Source organism: Gordonia sp. KTR9, assembly GCF_000143885.2.
Lineage (GTDB): Bacteria > Actinomycetota > Actinomycetes > Mycobacteriales > Mycobacteriaceae > Gordonia.
On record NC_018581.1, the window covers coordinates 1940228 to 1957906 of the forward strand.

At 69.3% G+C, this 17679-nt stretch carries 17 protein-coding genes; 9 read left to right on the forward strand and 8 right to left on the reverse strand.

From position 1 onward, the window contains the following. Positions 1-25 precede the first annotated feature (25 nt). The 3 genes from KTR9_RS09630 to KTR9_RS09640 all read right to left on the reverse strand — a co-directional run bounded on the left by KTR9_RS09630 (position 26) and on the right by KTR9_RS09640 (position 2771). Complete coding sequence (locus tag KTR9_RS09630) at positions 26-1318, reverse strand: hypothetical protein (protein WP_014926230.1); 1293 nt, start codon at positions 1316-1318, stop codon at positions 26-28. Between the two features lie 125 nt (positions 1319-1443). Continuing rightward, positions 1444-2400, reverse strand: coding sequence for a C40 family peptidase (locus tag KTR9_RS09635; RefSeq protein WP_014926231.1), 957 nt, complete (start codon positions 2398-2400; stop codon positions 1444-1446). After that, entirely contained in the window at positions 2397-2771 is a 375-nt protein-coding gene (locus KTR9_RS09640; protein ID WP_014926232.1) for a type VII secretion target, read from the reverse strand. Before KTR9_RS09640 ends, KTR9_RS09635 begins: the two co-directional genes overlap by 4 nt. 121 nt (positions 2772-2892) lie before the next feature. Here KTR9_RS09640 and upp point away from each other — a divergent pair, with 121 nt between their 5' ends. Together upp and KTR9_RS09650 are read left to right on the forward strand one after the other, a co-directional pair. Then, positions 2893-3522: a uracil phosphoribosyltransferase gene (upp, locus tag KTR9_RS09645; RefSeq protein ID WP_044507825.1), complete on the forward strand. Its 630-nt coding sequence runs from the start codon at positions 2893-2895 to the stop codon at positions 3520-3522. A gap of 268 nt (positions 3523-3790) precedes the next feature. After that, complete coding sequence (locus tag KTR9_RS09650; RefSeq protein WP_014926234.1) at positions 3791-5032, forward strand: HNH endonuclease; 1242 nt, start codon at positions 3791-3793, stop codon at positions 5030-5032. 190 nt (positions 5033-5222) lie between these two features. On the opposite strand, the gene KTR9_RS09655 is transcribed toward KTR9_RS09650, so the two are convergent. Both KTR9_RS09655 and KTR9_RS09660 read right to left on the reverse strand, forming a co-directional pair. After that, positions 5223-5867, reverse strand: coding sequence for a hypothetical protein (locus KTR9_RS09655; RefSeq protein WP_014926235.1), 645 nt, complete (start codon positions 5865-5867; stop codon positions 5223-5225). A gap of 41 nt (positions 5868-5908) precedes the next feature. Next, positions 5909-6712, reverse strand: a complete 804-nt coding sequence (locus KTR9_RS09660; RefSeq protein WP_010841921.1) for a purine-nucleoside phosphorylase — start codon at positions 6710-6712, stop codon at positions 5909-5911. A 102-nt stretch (positions 6713-6814) separates the two neighbouring features. Here KTR9_RS09660 and KTR9_RS09665 point away from each other — a divergent pair, with 102 nt between their 5' ends. Then, on the forward strand, positions 6815-7513 hold the full coding sequence (locus KTR9_RS09665; protein WP_010841922.1) for an enoyl-CoA hydratase/isomerase family protein: 699 nt from the start codon (positions 6815-6817) through the stop codon (positions 7511-7513). Further along, complete coding sequence (locus KTR9_RS09670; protein WP_014926236.1) at positions 7513-8712, forward strand: amidohydrolase; 1200 nt, start codon at positions 7513-7515, stop codon at positions 8710-8712. The genes KTR9_RS09665 and KTR9_RS09670 overlap by 1 nt, the downstream gene beginning before the upstream one ends. A gap of 29 nt (positions 8713-8741) precedes the next feature. Here KTR9_RS09670 and KTR9_RS09675 read toward each other — a convergent pair whose 3' ends face one another. Next, entirely contained in the window at positions 8742-9221 is a 480-nt protein-coding gene (locus KTR9_RS09675; RefSeq protein WP_010841924.1) for a gamma-glutamylcyclotransferase, read from the reverse strand. Between the two features lie 369 nt (positions 9222-9590). Between KTR9_RS09675 and KTR9_RS09680 the strand changes: the two genes are divergently transcribed. The 3 genes from KTR9_RS09680 (at position 9591) to KTR9_RS09690 (ending at position 13003) form a co-directional block, all read left to right on the forward strand. Further along, positions 9591-10994 carry an NAD(P)H-quinone dehydrogenase gene (locus KTR9_RS09680; RefSeq protein WP_010841925.1) on the forward strand — a complete coding sequence of 468 codons (1404 nt, stop codon included), beginning with the start codon at positions 9591-9593 and terminating at the stop codon, positions 10992-10994. 109 nt (positions 10995-11103) lie between these two features. Next, on the forward strand, positions 11104-12528 hold the full coding sequence (locus KTR9_RS09685) for a hypothetical protein (protein ID WP_014926238.1): 1425 nt from the start codon (positions 11104-11106) through the stop codon (positions 12526-12528). Between the two features lie 34 nt (positions 12529-12562). After that, positions 12563-13003, forward strand: coding sequence for a hypothetical protein (locus tag KTR9_RS09690; protein ID WP_010841927.1), 441 nt, complete (start codon positions 12563-12565; stop codon positions 13001-13003). A 31-nt stretch (positions 13004-13034) separates the two neighbouring features. Here KTR9_RS09690 and glpK read toward each other — a convergent pair whose 3' ends face one another. Next, positions 13035-14522: a glycerol kinase GlpK gene (gene glpK, locus KTR9_RS09695; RefSeq protein ID WP_014926239.1), complete on the reverse strand. Its 1488-nt coding sequence runs from the start codon at positions 14520-14522 to the stop codon at positions 13035-13037. 76 nt (positions 14523-14598) lie between these two features. Here glpK and glpD point away from each other — a divergent pair, with 76 nt between their 5' ends. Both glpD and KTR9_RS09705 read left to right on the forward strand, forming a co-directional pair. Continuing rightward, positions 14599-16341 carry a glycerol-3-phosphate dehydrogenase gene (glpD, locus tag KTR9_RS09700; protein ID WP_014926240.1) on the forward strand — a complete coding sequence of 581 codons (1743 nt, stop codon included), beginning with the start codon at positions 14599-14601 and terminating at the stop codon, positions 16339-16341. Positions 16342-16425: 84 nt separating this feature from the next. Continuing rightward, complete coding sequence (locus tag KTR9_RS09705; protein WP_014926241.1) at positions 16426-16848, forward strand: pyridoxamine 5'-phosphate oxidase family protein; 423 nt, start codon at positions 16426-16428, stop codon at positions 16846-16848. 31 nt (positions 16849-16879) lie between these two features. On the opposite strand, the gene KTR9_RS09710 is transcribed toward KTR9_RS09705, so the two are convergent. Beyond that, positions 16880-17671: a DNA-formamidopyrimidine glycosylase family protein gene (locus tag KTR9_RS09710; RefSeq protein WP_010841931.1), complete on the reverse strand. Its 792-nt coding sequence runs from the start codon at positions 17669-17671 to the stop codon at positions 16880-16882. Positions 17672-17679: the final 8 nt, after the last annotated feature.

Genomic DNA, 17679 nt, shown 5'->3' on the forward strand with positions numbered 1-17679 from the left:
GTGGGAACGGGAGCGGACCGGCCCGTCAGCCCTTCTTGGTCAGGCGGGCCTCGAAGTCGTGCTCGAGTGCGCGCCACGCCTCGGCCTCGTTGTCGAACGGGCCGCTCGGCGCCATGCGCTTGGGGTCGGGGTTGACCGTGTAGTCCACGAACCATCCCAACGGGGTGGTGGTGCCGAGGGCTTCGGTGACCGTGTCGTCACCGGCATAGTCGGCCGCGTCGGTGAACAATTCGACGGCGAGGTCGAGCTGGTCACGATCCATGCGTCGCGGACCGTCGGCGATGTCGTCGGCGAGTCCCGGCAGCACGTAGACGTTGTCGTCGATGACGTCGAATTCCAGGGAGCCGTTGGTGGCCTCGGTGCGGACCTCGTCGAACGTGGACAGCTCGGCGAGGTCGTGCGTGTTGTCGTCGGCGAGGAACCGCGACAGTGCGCGCGCCGAGGTGAACACGAAGATCTTGCCCTTGCTGCCGAGGAAGACCGGATCGTCGCCGAGGTAGCACCGGAGTGTCAGGTATTCGTTCGCGCTCGTGACGATCTTGACCGGGTCGATGCCGACCGACGCCCAGAAATCGTCGTCGTCGTAGTCGTCGTCAGCCTGTTCGTCCTCGTCGTCGTCCTCGAGGTCGTCGTCGGACAACGCGGGCTCGTCGTCGGTGTCGGTGGCACCGACGATCTCGATGTCGTCGTCGGTGGGCTCGTCCTCGTCCTCTGCGGACGCGGCGGCCTCCAGCTCGGCCTCCGCGGTCTCGACGGCCTTGGCATCGACCTTCGGCGTGCTGATGACCCCGTCGATGGCGTCGAGCACGTCGTCCCAGTGCTTGGCGATCAGCCGGCCGATGCGTACCCAGAGGTCGGTGCCCTCGCGGCCGTCGAAGTTGCGGGTGCCCGTGGTGACGGCGCCCAGGATCGGGTTGCCGTTGAAGAACTTGGTGACCGGCGTCAGTTCGCAGACCTCGCCGAGGATGCGGACGATCTCGAGTGCGTCCTCGAGTTCGGCGATGACCTCCGGGGTCGGGTCCTCGGCGGCGAGCTCGGGCACGCCCACGAGGTCGTAGCTGTGACGCTCGTCGGGAATCAGTTCTTCGGCCTGCAGTCCGACCACCGTCGACCACGCGGGATGTTCGACGAGGTCGTTGTCCTCGTTGGTACGGATGAACGCAGCGAGCTCGGCGACGCCGGGCAGGACATACAGATCCTCGTCCAGTCCGAGGAAGGCCTCCCACTCGTCATCGCCCTCACGCCAGCGGGGTGCCCACAGGGTGAAGCTGTTTCCGTCGGTGAGTCCGAGCTCAATCGGGACGATGTCTCCGGCCATGGGGACACAGCCTAGCGATTGTCGGCGGCGAATCCAGTAGTGCCCCCACAGACGGTCGATGGTGCGCCGACGACATTTCGATGAACTCATCGCACCGGCTTGGTGGATCGAGCGTCACCCGGCTCTCAGCGTGGACGGAAGAAGCCCTCGAACGCCTGGTCGAGGTTCGAGGTCCGTACCGGCGAGACGCCCACCGGGTCACCGGCTTCGACCATCTGACCGTTACCGATGTACATGGCGACGTGACCGGACCACACCGCGAGGTCCCCGGGCTGGAGGTGCGCCTGCGAGACCGGGACTCCGGCGGTGTCCTGCTCCTGCGCGAGCCGGGGCAGCTCGAGTCCGGCCTGGCGGTAGGCCCACTGGGTGAAGCCGCTGCAATCGAATCCGTCCGGAGTGGTGCCGCCCCATACATAAGGGACGCCGCGCTGACTCAGCGCGGCACGCACCGCCGTGGCCGCCCGTTGATTCGGTGCGTAGGCGACCGAACCGTCGGGCAGAGTGATCGGGATGCCGCCGGGGGTGGGCGCCGTCGACAGGTGCTCGAGGCCGCTCGCGACACCGGTGACCTCGGCGGGCGCCGTTCGCCGGGCGAGGCCGGTCATCGCCTCGGTGTCCGAGCCGAGCTCGGCTCGGGCGCGGGTCACGATCTCCACGCCCCGGCCCAGGTGCTCGACGGCGATCGGCAGGATCGCGAGAAGTCCTGCCGGAGTGGCCAGTCCACCGGCGAGGCCGCGCACATGACGCTCCATGGAGTCCACGAGTCCGGTCAGCCCGGTCGCCGCGGCGTGGACGGTGCGGCTCGCGTCTTCGACGAGCCGGCCGAACTCGGTGGCGCACCCGGTGACCTCGGCGAGCTGCTGCCGGATCGCCGTGGTCGCGGCATCGGCCCCGGCCGACCCCGCCCCGTCCCATCGGGTGTGGACGGATTCGGTGGCCGACATCGATCGGCGGCGCACCTCCTCGACGGTGGACGCGTCGGCCCGGACCCGTTCGGCGGGGTTGCCCGGTGCCAGGACGCCGGTGCCCAGCGCGGCGACCAGCTGACGCAACGGTTCGATGAGGAGCTCGACGGGGATCACAGCGTCAGCCCGCCTTGTGCCGTGATCCCGTCGGCGGCCGCGCAGTCACAGTCGGCGTAGGACGTCGCGGCCGAACTCGTGGTCAGTCCGACGCGTTCCTCGCGTGCCGCGGCGGCAGCGACATTCCGTCGATGAAGCTCGAGGAACTCGACGACGGCGGCGAGGAACTCGATTCCGATAAGTCCGAAGGTGATGGCCAGGTCGACCATCCCGGTGTCGTCGACCCCGGCGCCGCTGTCGAGCATCCGGGCGTTCGTGCGATGTGTATCGGAGAAATCGTGCAACGCAGTCGAATCGACGGACAGCCGGTTGCCGGCCGCGAGGCCTGGTCGGGCGGGGACAGGATCGGGGTGCGGGGAGGACGGGCTCATGGGATTCTGACGCGGCGCGGCCGAGTTGGGTTCCATCGAGTTTCGGACGCGCGAGAGATCGGGCGGGGCCGGCCACGCCCAAGAGGCACGCGATCGTCACCGAGGAAATAGGGTGATGGGCATGGAGTCCCTGATCGTCGACCATCCCCTCGCGGCCGCGCGTCTGACCACGATGCGTGACGAGACCACCGACAACGCCGGATTCCGGGCGGCGCTGTCCGACCTCACTCAGATGCTGATCTACGAGGCGCTCGCCGATGCGCCGCGCGCCGATGTCGCGATCAACACGCCGATGACGTCGCACACGGGGTCGAGGCTGGCGTCCCCGCCTCTCCTGGTGCCGGTGCTGCGTGCGGGGCTCGGCATGGTCGAGCAGGCCCACGCAATGGTCCCCGAGGCGCATGTCGGTTTCGTGGGTCTCGCACGTGACGAGGAGACCGCGCAGCCGGTGCCCTATCTCGAGTCGCTGCCGGAGGATCTGGCGGGGCGGCCGGTGTTCGTCCTCGATCCGATGCTCGCCACCGGCGGTTCGATGCTTCACACGATCGAACTCCTGGTTGCCCGCAACGCCACCGACATCACCGCGGTCTGCGTCGTGGCGGCTCCTGAAGGTGTTGCCGCGCTCGAGAAGTCGGGACATCCGTGCCGGCTTGTGGTGGCCGCGGTCGACGACGGCCTCAACGAGGTCAACTACATCGTGCCGGGGCTCGGTGACGCGGGCGACCGGCAGTTCGGTCCGCGCTACTCGTAGTTGCGGTTCGAGATGTGCGCCGAGTTCGGCGGGGGCGTGGGCTGCGTCGGCGGCTTCACGAGGTGCTCGGGGAGGCGAGGCGGGCATTGCAGAGTCAACGACAGGGTCACCGCTGTCGGGCCGAAATTCGAAACGGGTGTGACTGAAGTTCACCACTGTCAACGGTTTACGCACGGTCGACGAAATCACCTGCACAGTCGATGATTTCGCGATCCCGGGCTTGTGGAAACTTCTCGAGATCGAACAGATGTTCCTGTAGCTTGGAGCCATGCCAGAGCTCACCAGCCTCCTCGATCAGCTCATCGAGACCACCCCGCCCGCCGAGGACCCCACGGGCACAGCGACATTCGACGCGTTGAATGTGCTGCGGTTGATCCGCAACATCGTCGATCACCAGATCGTCACCCACACAGCACAACTCGACGACCTCGGCGTCGCACAGAAAACCGGCAGCACCACCAAGAAGATGGTGATCGAGATGGGATTTGCGCCCGCAGCAGCCCTACGCGCCATGCGCAGCGTTGACGCCCTACCTGAGCTACCCGCCCTGGCTCGTCACGCCGCCGACGGACGCCTCTCCCCGGAGCACGTCGACGCCATCATCCGCGGCATCACCCAGATCGAGAAACGATGCCCCGCCACGCTTTCCGACGACGAGCGCTCCGAGTACGAGATCGAACTCCTCGGCCAAGCACTCTCCGGGGCGACACCGGCACAGGTGTTTGAACACGCCCGCACGATCGCCAACGCACTGGTCGAAGCTACCGACAGCGGCATCCCCGCCGCGGACGACGCATCCCTCAACACAGTCAACGTCCACACCACCGACGACGGCCGTATCGACATCCGCGCCGACCTCACCCAAGTCGTCGGCGAGAAGTTTCTCGCGATGATCGACGAACGCTCCTGCCCACGACCTGAACCCGACGGCGCCGACGACCGACGCACCGCTGAGCAACGCCGCGCCGACGCGTTCGAACTCATCCTCGACCAAGCCGCATTGGGTGCGAGCATCGACAGCATCGGCAGTCCCCGCACCCAACTCCTGCTCACCATCCCCGCCACCGGCGCCGACCCGGCAACCCTGCCGTGGACCGGGTCGGTCAGTCAGGCCACCGCGAAACGGCTGTCCTGCGACGGATCGCTCACCGAGGTCGTCCTCGACGATGAGGGGGTACCACTACAGATGGGGCGCACGAACCTACTGTTCCCGGCGCACTTGCGCAAAGCCGTGATCGTCCGAGACTCCTGCTGCGTCAAATGCGGTGCGCCGCCGTCGCATACCCAGGTACACCATGTGCGGCATTGGGCTGACGGCGGCCCCGCCGACCTCGACAATGGCTGCCTGCTCTGCCAACGCTGCCATACCCAGGTCCACCACCACGGCTGGGACATCGTCATGGGCTCCGACCGACATCCCTGGCTGGTCCCGCCGGTGTCGATCGATCCGCAACGCCGGCCCCTGCCCGCCTACAACCGACGCACCATGCGACTCGACGACGCCGCCTGACCTGACACCGTCGACAACACACTTCGCGTAGCACCTTCCGCACCCGACTCATACCCGGGATCGCAACCGTCCCTTGATAACTCCACAGTGTGAATCGATTCGCGCAGCGGTGGCCCTGGCCGCCCCTCGCCTACCGTTCTCGAAGACCGAACTTCAAGTGTTCGTGGCCCCGGGTTCCGGACGGCGAGTCTCAGCCGGGCAGAGACCAGTAGGCCAGCATGGGCTCCTCGGTGAGCACGGTGCCGCCTTCGACGATGGTGAGGCTCGTCGGCGAGACGAGGTAACGAACAGCGCCGTTGCGCGCTTCGAAGGTGTCGCCGGTGCGGGTCGGGAACTGCAACTCGATTCCGCCCTCGGGTGCGAGGCCCTTGTAGTACCACCGGCCCGTCTGGGTGCCGACCTGGCAGATGACGACGCGCGATCGTGAGGTCTGTCCCACGACGACGGCCGGGTCGCCCGCGGCGTTGCAGCGTGGGCCGGTGGTGAACCCCTGCCAGTCCGCGCCCGCGACGGTGGGGGTGGGACGGTCGGGTGTCGGCGTTGTCGTGGTGGGAGTCGTCGTGGTGGTGGTCGTCTCGGCCGATCGGGTGACGGTGCTCGTGAAGGTCGATGCCGACGGTTGTCCGCCATCAGCGGTGTCGCGGTCCGCGGACTCGTCGTCGGTGGGGATCAGCAACAGCGCCGCGAGCACGCCCACGACCACCAGGAGCACTCCCGCGCCGATCGCCACTAGCACAGCGGGCGACGACCACGGTGATCGAGGCGGTCCGGGTGGCACCGGGCCCGATGGGTAACCGCCCTGCGGGTAGCCGCCACCGCTCGGTGGATAGCTCATGTCGCTCCTTCGGTTCGGCCCGGCCGGAAGTCGGTGCGGTCCTACAGCTCGCCGATGATCTGTGCCAGCAGTTCGCCCATCCGGGCCGCCGACGCGCGTCCCACTTCGAGAACCTCGGCGTGGCTCAGGTGTTCGCCGGTCATTCCGGCTGCGAGGTTGGTGACCAGCGAGATCCCGAGCACGTCGAGGCCGGCGGCTCGGGCGGCGATGGTCTCGTGCACGGTCGACATACCGACCAGGTCGGCGCCCATCGTCCGCAGCATCCGGATCTCGGCGGGTGTCTCGTAGTGCGGGCCGGGCAATCCGGCGTACACACCCTCGGCGAGACCCGCGTCGATTCCGCTCGCGATGTCACGCAGCCGCGGTGAGTACGCGTCGACGAGGTCGACGAACTGAGCGCCGACAAGAGGGGAGCGGGCCGTGAGGTTCAGGTGATCGGAGATGAGGACGGGCTGTCCGACCGACATGTCCGCGCGCAGTCCGCCCGCCGCGTTGGTGAGTACGACGGTGTGGACACCGGCCGCCGCCGCGGTGCGGACCGGGTGGACCACGCGGGCGAGGTCGTGCCCCTCGTAGGCGTGAATGCGGCCCAGCATCAACAGGACCCGCCGATCACCGATCCGCACGGAGTGGACGACACCGCCGTGGCCGGCGGCCTTGGGCGGAGTGAACCCGGGGATCTCGGCCATCGGCAACGAGCGGATGGGTCGCCCGAAGGCCTCGGCCGCGGGCGACCACCCCGACCCCAGGATGACGGCCACATCGTGTGCAGCGGCATCGGTCTCGGCGGCGATCGTGGCCGCGGCGACGATGGCTGCGGCGTCTGCGTCGGCGGTGGGGTCCATGCGCCAACCCTAAACCGTTCCCCAGGCCGGACGGCCGTATGAACGCAGCGCGCCGACCGATCGGGTCGGCGGCGACGAGACCGGGGGCGATAAGGTCGGGACATGCCATTTCTGAACGATGCCGGGGACGTCGTCGAACTCCATCTCGGAACGCACGGGGAGGAGATCAGCGAGTCCAATCCGGAGAACCGCTTCCGGGTGGAATGGTTGGACGAGGTGGACCGGCTGCTGGACGAGATCGTGGCCGCCCCGTCACGTCCGCTGGTGATCACCGCCACCGGGAAGTTCTTCTCGAACGGACTGGACACCGACCACATCTTCGCCGCCCCCGATCAGCTGCCCGGGTATCTCGACCGCGTCCATGCCCTGTATGCGAAGGTGCTCACGCTGCCGGTGCCCACGGTCAGCGCGATCAACGGACACGCGTTCGGTGCCGGCGCCATGCTCGCGTTGTGCACCGACCACGTGCTGATGCGCACCGAACGCGGATTCTGGTCGCTGCCCGAGGCCGCCCTCACCATGCCCTTCACCCGGGGGATGGCCACGTTGCTGCGCACCCGCCTGACCGATCGCACCGCGACCGAGGCGATGTACACGAGTCGGCGATACGGCGCCGACGACGCGGTCGGCGCGGGGATCGTGGACGAGGCAGTGGACGCCGAGCACCTCACGGCACGGGCAGCCGAGCTCGCCGGCGCTCGCGCCGCAACCGTCGGTCCGAACCTCGCACTCATCAAACGCGGACTGCGCGCACCTCTGCTCGACGATCTCGCGCGTCCGACACCGCCCGGGGTCTTCTGATGTCGGCCGTGGGAGCGGGCTTCGCCGCGGCGGACGATCCGATCGACGCATGGCTCGCCGAGCACGGCACCGATCTCATCGCGTGGCGCCGCGAGATCCACGCGCACCCCGAGCTGTCCCGGCAGGAGGTACGCACCACCGAGCTGGTGATGAGCGAACTGACCGCCGCCGGACTCGACCCGCGCCGCCTCCCGTTGGGCACCGGCGTGGTGTGCGATCTGGGGCCCGTCGGTGAGCCCCGGATCGCACTGCGAGCGGACATGGATGCCCTGCCCGTCACCGAACACACCGGCCTGCCGTTCACCTCGGCTGTGGAGGGCGCATCGCATTCCTGCGGGCACGACGCGCACACGGCCATCCTGATCGGCGTGGCCAAACTCCTCGCCGCGGCCGAGCCGTTGCCCGTCGGCGTCCGGCTCATCTTCCAGGCCGCCGAAGAGGTCATGCCCGGCGGTGCCCTCGACGCCATCGACGCCGGGGTGACCGGCGGTCTCGGGCGCATCTTCGCGCTGCACTGCGATCCGCGCCTGCCCGTGGGCACGGTCGGTCTGCGGTCCGGCCCCCTGACCTCCGCGGCCGACCACATCGACCTGCAACTGCACTCCGCCGGCGGGCACACGTCGCGGCCGCATCTGACCGGAGATCTGATCTACGCGATGGGCACCGTGATCACCGGATTGCCCGGGGTGCTGTCACGACGCGTCGACCCGCGGTCGGGGACCGTGATGGTGTGGGGTGCCGCCAACGCCGGCAGCGCGGCCAACGCGATCCCGCAGGAAGGGCGCATGCGCGGGACGGTCCGCACCGGCGACCACGCCACCTGGGCCGAGCTCGAACCGCTCGTCCGCAGCGTCGTCGGCGAACTGCTCGCACCGCTCGGCGTCCGCTATGACCTCTCGTACTTCCGCGGGGTACCGCCGGTCGTCAACGACGAGATCGCGGTCGCGATGTTCGAGCGATCGGTCGCCGCGATCGGACCCAACGCCGTCGCGGACACACCGCAGTCGCCCGGTGGTGAGGACTTCTCCTGGTATCTCGAACACGTGCCGGGGGCGATGGCCCGCCTGGGCGTGTGGGACGGATTCGGGCCGCAGGTCGACCTGCATGCGCCGAACTTCGATCTCGACGAACGTGCCCTCGCGATCGGCGTCCGCGCACTCGCCGGGATCGTGCTGAACGCGACGAGCGCCGCAGGCTAGCGAGCCGAGGCTCGCCGGGGTGGCGTCGGTTATTCCGCGGGACCCGGGCCGGGCCCGACGTTCCGCGACTCGCGCAACCGCAGGTCCTGCACGTACTCCGCGGGTGCACCCGCGATCTCGGCCGCCTCGGCCATGACCCCGAGGTAGCGCGCCGACGGGAGCCCGCCCTCGAAGGCGTCGAGGACATACAGCCAGGCGAGGACCGGGCCGTCCGCGGTGTCGACGCGAGCCCGGATCTTGCGGTGGATGCCGAGTTCGGAACCCTCCCACCGATCGAGGAGGTCCTCGTCCTCGGTGGTGACGTCGTACAGCACCACGAACACCCGGGCGTCGGGGTCGTCGCGGTCCTCGGTGACCGTGGCCAGTGACCCCTCCCAGCCGATGTCGCCGCCACCGAAGGTCAGACGCCAGCCACGAAGCCATCCGGTGCCCGACATCGGCGAGTGCGGAGCGCGCTCGGCCATCTGGTCGGGATGCATGTTGGATCCGTAGGCGGCATAGATGGGCACGGATGGAGCCTAGATGGTCGTCGCCGAGTCCGGAAGGCGACACCGACGCCCGCCGCTCGGGTGTGACCCGGGCCGCACGGGAGCCGAGCCGCGCTTCGAGTGATGTACGGCACGCCGTCGGCGCCGGTGTGCGACCACGTTCACAACGTCACCCGCGCACGACTAGTTTGGTAGGCGGCGCGAACGGGGTCGACCCTCTCGCCCGACCGAGGTTGCATCACCCCCGCGACCTCCACCGACCCGTCGGACATCAGCCGGTCCGACCCGAGAAATCCAGCAGCGAGCAGTTCGTTCAGCTACAACACGCAGCCGGGCGCAGCATCCCCACGAAGGACGCCGCGACGAACCGGCATGGGAACAGGAGTGACAGTGACCAGGATCGTCATCATCGGCGGTGGACCTGCGGGTTACGAGGCGGCGCTCGCGGCGGCCGCCTACGGCGCCGACATCACGGTGATCGATTCGGACGGGATCGGCGGTGCCTGTGTGTTGTGGGACTGCGTGCCGTCCAAGACCTTCATCGCGTCCACCGGCATCCGCACCGAGGTCCGGCGCGCTGTCGACCTGGGTATCAACATCAAGACCGACGACACGTCGGTCACGCTCCCACAGATTCACCAACGGGTCCGCGATCTGGCATTCGCCCAGTCCGCGGACATCCGCTCCCGGCTGATCAGCGAAGGCGTCAAACTCGTCGCCGGTAGCGCGATGCTCGACGAGCGGCAGGTGGGCGTGTCGACCCACAGCGTCGTCGCGACCCTCGCCGACGGAACCACCGAACGCTACGACGGCGACGTGGTGTTGCTGGCGACGGGCGCCTCGCCCCGCGTCCTGCCCGATGCCCGCCCCGACGGCGAGCGCATCCTCACCTGGCGTCAGCTCTACGACCTAGAGCAACTCCCCGAACACCTCATCGTCATCGGTTCCGGCGTCACCGGCGCCGAGTTCGTCCACGCCTATACCGAACTGGGCGTCAAGGTGACGCTGGTGTCGAGCCGCGACCGTGTGCTCCCGCACGAGGACGAGGACGCCGCGCTGGTGCTCGAGGACGCGCTGGCCGAGCGCGGCGTCGAACTCGTGAAACACGCCCGAGCCGACAAGGTCGAGCGCCACGGTGACTCGGTCACCGCGCATCTGGCCGACGGCTCGACAGTCACCGGCAGTCACGTGCTGATGACCGTCGGTTCGGTCCCGAACACCACGGACCTGGGCCTCGATCGCGCCGGCGTGACCGTCGGCAAGGGTGGATACATCGAGGTCGACCGGGTGTCGCGTACGTCGGTCGCCGGTATCTATGCGGCCGGCGACTGCACCGGGCTGTTCCCGCTGGCATCGGTGGCGGCCATGCAGGGCCGCATCGCCATGTATCACGCACTCGGCGAGGGAGTGAGCCCGATCAAGCTGAAAACCGTTGCCTCCGCGATCTTCACCCGTCCGGAGATCGCGACGGTGGGGGTGTCGCAGAACGCGATCGACACCGGTGAGTACCCGGCCCGCACCGTGATGTTGCCCCTGGCCACCAACCCGCGCGCCAAGATGAGCGGTCTGCGCCGCGGCTTCGTGAAGATCTTCTGCCGGCCGGCCACGGGCGTGGTCATCGGCGGAGTCGTGGTGGCACCGAACGCCTCCGAGCTGATCCTGCCCATCGCCCTCGCGGTGCAGAACAAGCTCACCGTCGGCGACCTCGCCCAGACCTTCTCGGTGTACCCGTCGCTGACCGGGTCGATCACCGAGGCGGCGCGCCAGCTGGTCCGCCACGACGACCTGGACTGAGGCAGTGCCCGCCGCTGTGCACAGGCGGTGCCGGTGTTCACCGCGGCAGGCGATGCCACGGTAGGGTCGGACGAATTCGTTCGTCCCGGCCAGCGACCAAGGGGGTGTCGTGACCTCGCCGGAGAAGTCCTACAACACCTACGGCAGCCGCAACGAGCGCATGTTCGGTGGCGACCGCACACAGTGGGCGGGCATGAGCATCGACGAGATCCTCGGCGTCCTGAGCACCATGGAACCGGGACGCGCGCGCGGTGACGTCGAGACGATCCTGAAAGCGATCGAGTCCGTCCGGCGGGCAGCCGAACGGATGCAGGCGATGTTCGGCGACGGCATGCTCGGGGTGGCCTCCGACGCAGCACTGGAAGCCGGCCGGTCGCTGTCCGCCGATCTGACGGCGACGTCGGACACCGCGAGCCGGATCGGTGACGCGCTGACGAGCGCGACGGGAATCCTCGGGTCGGCCCGCGGTCAGGAGGGGCGGCTGCGCGAGTTGCAGCAGCACATCCGGGACAATCCCGAGGACGCGCCTTCGGTGCGGCATGAGGCCGATCGCACCATGACGGGTGCCTACTCGTCACCGATGATCGGACTGCAGCACTCCCTCCCGCACGACCCGACCGGCGCCAACGGAGTCACCGCAGGCCTCCCGGGCGCGGCAACGGGTGGTGGCCCCGGAACCGGGGGCACCGGGTCCGACGCCGCGCGGGGTCAGGCGGGTAACACCGTCGATGCCGGCGACTTCGGCCGCCCCGCACCGTCCGGCGCGCCGGCACCGGTCGGCGCCGTCGGCCCGCCTCCGGGTGGCGGAGGTCCGGGTCCGTCGTCGACGCCATCGGGGTCGGGAGGTCCGCCCTCGGGTCCCTCGGGCCGCGGCAGCACCGACGGGTCCGACGGCCTGCTGCGCGGAGGCCGGGCCACACCCGAGTCGACGACCCGGGGTGCGGCGACACCGGGATCGCACGCCGCGGGCGCCGACGGCACCGCGGAGTCCGGGTCCCGCGCCGGAGCGTCGGGGAGTGGTGCCGGAGCTGGAGCGGATGTCCCGGCCTCGACGGCCGTCCCCGCCTTCCTGTCGCCCGGGGCGATTGCTCCACCGCTGTCTGCCCTGCCGGCCACTCCGACGCCGGCGACCCCGACTGCCGGCACCCCGACACCGGCGTCTCCGGCCGGGCCGGTCGCCCAGCGCCCGGCGGGGATGCCGCCCGCCGGCGTACCAGGCGGTGGCAGGCGTCCCGGAGCCGACGACGACCGTCACCGGGCCGCGCCGTACCTCCACAACCGGGAACACGGTGCGGAGATCGTCGGCGACATGCCGCTCGTCGGTCCGCCCGTCATCGGCGACTGGATTCGGCAGACGTTCCCGGCAGTCGCCGATCCTCCGGCGGCCGATTCCCGGGAGACCTCGTCCCCGCGGTCCGCCCCGCCCGGCGACACCGATCCTGCGCGCGACAACGGCACTGCAGCGCAAACGCTTTCGGGCGACGACTTAACGTCCGCGGAGGGGCCGGTCCCGTCGAAACCGGAGCCGGCGTGATCGTCGAGAATGCCCATTCGCGACGGGTGGGGTCGTGCTGAGGCGGGTCGACCGGTTGCCCGGCGGCGTCGCCCGGCTGGTCGATGCGGTGCCCGACGAGGACCTTACCGCGTGTCTGCACCTGATCGTCGCCACCGTTATGGACGTGACGGCGGTGTCGACACCCGAGATCCGGGAGGTGATCGGTCACTGGCGCCGGCAGGGCGGTGCGACGACGGCCGGCGTCGCACGACTCCGGCTCGTCGCCGCCCAGCACGACTTCGACGCATTCGCGCACCAGCGTCGCGGCGACGTCGCCGCACAGCGCGACAGCTTCCGCCGTGCCCGTGCCGTCGACTGCGCCGTGGCCGCGATGTCGCCGTCGACCACCGGTGAGTCCCCACGCGACGCGCTCCGCGAATCGGCCTACGAGGCCGCCGCGGCACTCGGCGGAAGTGCCGGTGTCGTCGCCGTCCTCGCCGACCACGTGGTGTGAGGCGCGGCCGTCGGCCGCGGTTCGCGCCGGTTCAGGTCAGGCCGAAGCTGTGCTCGACCGCCCGGTTCCACCCCGCGTAGAGGCGGTCGCGTTCGGCTGCCTCCATCCCCGGCTCCCACCGCTTGTCCTCGGCCCAGTTGGCGCGGATCTCGTCCTCGCTCTCCCAGAAGCCCACCGCCAGGCCGGCCGCGTAGGCCGCCCCGAGCGCGGTCGTCTCGTTGACGACCGGGCGCACGACCGGGACATCCAGGATGTCGGCCTGGAACTGCATGAGCAGTTCGTTGACGACCATCCCGCCGTCGACCTTCAGTGTCGACAGTTCCACCCCGGAGTCGGCCTGCATCGCCTCGATGACCTCCCGGGTCTGAAAAGCGCTGGCCTCCAACGCTGCCCGCGCGATGTGACCTTTGTCGACGAAGCGGGTGAGACCCACGATGACGCCGCGGGCGTCGGGCCGCCAGCGCGGTGCGAAGAGTCCGGAGAACGCCGGCACGAAGTAGGCACCACCGTTGTCGTCGACCCCGGCGGCCAGTCCCTCGACGTCGGACGCCTGCGAGATCAGGCCGAGATTGTCGCGCAGCCACTGGATGAGCGAACCGGTCACCGCGATCGAACCCTCGAGTGCGTATCGCGCGGGCTGATCGCCGATCCGGTAGCAGACGGTGGTGAGCAGCCCGTGCTCGCTGAAGACGGGCTCGGTGCCGGTGTTGAGGAGCAGGAAGTTCCCGGTGCCATAGGTGTTCTTCGCCTCGCCGGGTTCCAGGCAGGCCTGGCCGAATGTCGCGGCCTGCTGGTCTCCGAGGATGCCCGACAGCGGTACGCCGGGGAGGGGGCCGTTGCCGCGGAGAGCGCCGAAATCGCCTGAGGAGCTCCTGATCTCGGGCAGCATGGCCATCGGGATGCCCATCTCGGCGCAGATCTCGGGGTCCCACTGCTGGGTCCGCAGATCCATGAGCATCGTGCGTGAGGCATTGGTGACGTCTGTGACGTGCCGGCCACCGTCCACGCCGCCGGTCATGTTCCATGCAATCCAGGAATCCATTGTGCCGAAACACAATTCCCCGTTCTCGGCGCGCTCGCGGAGGCCGTCGACGGAATCGAGGAGCCACCGGGCCTTCGGGCCGGCGAAGTAGGTCGACAGCGGCAGGCCGGTGCGATCGCGATAGCGGTCCATGCCGACGTCGCCGGCGAGTTCGGTGCACAGGTCGTCGGTCCGCGTGTCCTGCCAGACGATGGCGTTGTGCACCGGCTTGCCGGTGTCGCGCTCCCAGATCACGGTGGTCTCGCGCTGGTTGGTGAGGCCGCACGCGACGATGTCCTTGGCGGTCAGCTCGGCCGATGCGAGGGCAGCGGCCCCGACCCGGCGCGTGTTGCGCCAGATCTCGGCGGCATCGTGCTCCACCCAGCCCGCGCGCGGGAAGATCTGTTCGTGCTCGAGCTGTTCGACGCCGACGACGTGCCCTTTGTGGTCGAAGATCATCGCCCGGGTCGAGGTGGTGCCCTGGTCGATCGCCGCCACGTATTTGCCTGACCTACCCACGCCGGACAGTGTCGCACGCTGTCGGACCCACCGAGATCAATTAGGCTCGGCAACCATGAACACCGAGTTCAACCCGGACCGGCCGGCCGACATGGGGCCCCTCTACCGCGCCGAGGCGTGGCGGAGGTTCGGGGAGGAGCAGTTCGACGTCGTGGTCATCGGCGGAGGCGTGGTGGGCGTCGGCGCCGCACTCGACGCGGCCACCCGCGGCCTGCGGGTGGCGCTCGTGGAGGCGCGTGACATCGCCTCGGGTACCTCGAGCAGGTCGTCGAAGATGTTCCACGGTGGGCTCCGTTATCTCGAACAGCTCGAATTCGGGCTCGTCCGTGAGGCTCTGCGCGAACGTGAGTTGTCGCTGCGGTTCCTCGCGCCGCACCTGGTGAAGCCGCTGCCGTTCCTGTATCCGCTCACGCAACGTGTCTGGGAGCGGCCGTACGTCGGAGCCGGCATCTTCCTCTACGACCGGATGGGCGGCGCCAAGTCCGTTCCCGGACAACGTCACGTCACCCGGTCGGGCGCATTGCGCGCGGCGCCGGCCCTCAAGCGCAGCTCGCTGATCGGCGGAATCCGTTACTACGACACGGTCGTCGACGATGCTCGGCACAGCCTCACGGTGGCCCGCACGGCGGCCAACTACGGTGCGGTCATCCGGACGTCGACCCAGGTGACCGGCTTCCTGCGCGAATCCGACCGGGTGCTCGGAGTCCGGGTGCGCGACACCGAGAACGGCGACGTCACGGAGATCCGCGCGCACTGCGTGATCAACGCCGCGGGGGTGTGGACCGACGAGGTACAGGCGCTGTCCAAGCAGCGCGGGCACTTCAAGGTCCGGGCGTCCAAGGGTGTGCACATCGTGGTGCCGCGCGACCGCATCGTCAGCGAGACGGCGATCATCCTGCGCACCGCCAACTCGGTGCTGTTCGTCATCCCCTGGGAGACGCACTGGATCATCGGTACCACCGACACCGACTGGAACCTCGACCTCGCGCATCCGGCCGCCACCCGCGCCGACATCGACTACATCCTCGAACGCGTCAACGAGGTCCTGGTCACCAAGCTCACCCACGACGACATCGAAGGCGTGTATGCCGGCCTGCGGCCGTTGCTCGCCGGCGAGGACGACGAGACCTCGAAGCTGTCCCGCGAGCACGCGGTCGCGACCGTCGCGCCGGGACTCGTGTCGATCGCGGGCGGGAAGTACACCACCTACCGGGTGATGGCCGCCGATGCCGTCGATGCGTGCGACGACTTCATCCCCACCCGCGTCGCGCCGTCGATCACCGAACGCGTCCCGCTGCTCGGTGCGGACGGCTACTTCGCGCTCATCAATCAGTGTGAGCACCTCGGGCACCGATTCGGGTTGCACCCGTACCGGATTCGGCGTCTTCTCAACCGCTACGGGTCGCTTATCGACGACGTGCTCTACTACGCCGACGGCGACAAGAGCCTGCTGCAGCCGCTCGCCGCGGCGCCGCAGTATCTGCGTGTGGAGGTGGTCTACGCGGCGGTCGACGAGGCGGCGCTACATCTGGAGGACGTTCTCGCCCGGCGGACCCGCATCGCGATCGAGTACTCCCATCGCGGGGTCGACTGCGCCGACGAGGTCGCCGACCTGCTCGCGCCGCTGCTCGGGTGGACCACCGAGCAGCGTGACTTCGAGGTGGCGACCTACATCGCGCGTGTCGAAGCCGAGGTGGCCTCGCAACAGCAACCCGACGACGACTCCGCCGACGCCTTGCGCGCCGCGGCGCCCGAGGCCCGGGCCGAGATCCTGGAGCCGGTGCCCGTTCCGCGGTGACGGTGGGGGCCGAGTCGGGACGTTGGCCTCTGTCCCGCCGCCCGTTCGTGGAGCACGATCGGGGTGGGGGAGAAGGAGACGGTCATGGTCGACGAAGCGGTTCGGGTGCTCACCACCGACGAGGCCTGGGATCTGTTGGGAGCCGCCGAGCTCGGCCGGATCGCGTTGAGTGTCGACGGTCAGCCCGACATCTTCCCGGTCAATTTCCATGCGACGCCGGACCGCGTCCTGCTGCGGACCGGTGAAGGCACGAAATTGTCGGAGCTGGCGGTGAATTCGCGGGTGGCGTTCGAGGCCGACGGGTACACCGACAGTGACGGGTGGAGCGTCGTCGCCAAGGGGACGGCGCGCATCCTGGTGTCCCTGCAGGAGATCGAGGCCGCCGACCAGCTGCCGTTGCGGCCGTGGATCGCGACGATGAAGTACAACTACGTGGAGATCACGGTGGACTCGATCACCGCACGCCGCTTCGAGTTCGGGCCCGAGCCCGAGCGTTACCCGGTGTAGACCGCGGACGTCGATCCGACGATCCCGGCCATCAGATCTGACACCGGGGGCACCAGTAGATGGATCGTTCGCCGCCGGTGGATTCGAGTTCGCCGCGCTTCACCGGCGTGGCGCAGCGTCGGCACAGCCGACCCTGGCGTCCGTACACCCACATCCGGGCGTTGGGCGAGGTGTTACCCGTGGTGGTGCGTGCCGATCGCATCCGGTTGGCCCACAACAGGCGTCGGCTCAGGTCCACGACCGGCCCGAGGTCGACCTCGCGCACCGGTCGGGTCGGCAGGACCCGGCGGAGGAAGCAGATCTCGCTGCGAAAGACGTTGCCGATCCCGGCGATGAGGCGTTGGTCGAGCAACGCGGCACCGATGGTCTCATCCGGTTGCGAGGCTAGTCGCCGGATCGCCTCCTCGCGGTCGAAGTCGTCGGCGAGCAGGTCGGGACCGAGGTAGGCGAGCGCGGCGTCGGGGTCGGCGAGCAGTTCGAGCACACCCAGGTCGAAACCCACCGCCTCGTGGTCGGCGGTGCGCAGCACCGCGCGTGCCTGATAGGCCGGTCGCCGCCAGCGCTGCCCGCGAGGATGCACATGCCAGGCACCCTCCATCTTCAGGTGTGAGTGGATGCTCACGGTGTCACCGGTTCCGGGGCTGCTCTCGGCGATGTCGATGAGCAGGTGTTTGCCCACCGAGCGAACCGCCGACACCTCCCGGCCGGACAGATCGGCGGTCGCCAGTGACGGGATCCGGAAGTCCGTCGACTCGAGCACGCGGCCGGCGAGCCCGGCCCGCAGACGCGCCGCGGCGGCGAAGACGGTGTCGCCCTCAGGCATGGCCCCCC

Coding starts and splice junctions, on each gene's coding strand:
- KTR9_RS09630 (WP_014926230.1), bottom strand. CDS start 1,318: ATGGCCGGAGACATCGTCCCGATTGAGCTCGGACTCACCGACGGAAAC.
- KTR9_RS09640 (WP_014926232.1), bottom strand. CDS start 2,771: ATGAGCCCGTCCTCCCCGCACCCCGATCCTGTCCCCGCCCGACCAGGC.
- upp (WP_044507825.1), top strand. CDS start 2,893: ATGGAGTCCCTGATCGTCGACCATCCCCTCGCGGCCGCGCGTCTGACC.
- KTR9_RS09650 (WP_014926234.1), top strand. CDS start 3,791: ATGCCAGAGCTCACCAGCCTCCTCGATCAGCTCATCGAGACCACCCCG.
- KTR9_RS09655 (WP_014926235.1), bottom strand. CDS start 5,867: ATGAGCTATCCACCGAGCGGTGGCGGCTACCCGCAGGGCGGTTACCCA.
- KTR9_RS09660 (WP_010841921.1), bottom strand. CDS start 6,712: ATGGACCCCACCGCCGACGCAGACGCCGCAGCCATCGTCGCCGCGGCC.
- KTR9_RS09665 (WP_010841922.1), top strand. CDS start 6,815: ATGCCATTTCTGAACGATGCCGGGGACGTCGTCGAACTCCATCTCGGA.
- KTR9_RS09670 (WP_014926236.1), top strand. CDS start 7,513: ATGTCGGCCGTGGGAGCGGGCTTCGCCGCGGCGGACGATCCGATCGAC.
- glpD (WP_014926240.1), top strand. CDS start 14,599: ATGAACACCGAGTTCAACCCGGACCGGCCGGCCGACATGGGGCCCCTC.
- KTR9_RS09705 (WP_014926241.1), top strand. CDS start 16,426: ATGGTCGACGAAGCGGTTCGGGTGCTCACCACCGACGAGGCCTGGGAT.
- KTR9_RS09710 (WP_010841931.1), bottom strand. CDS start 17,671: ATGCCTGAGGGCGACACCGTCTTCGCCGCCGCGGCGCGTCTGCGGGCC.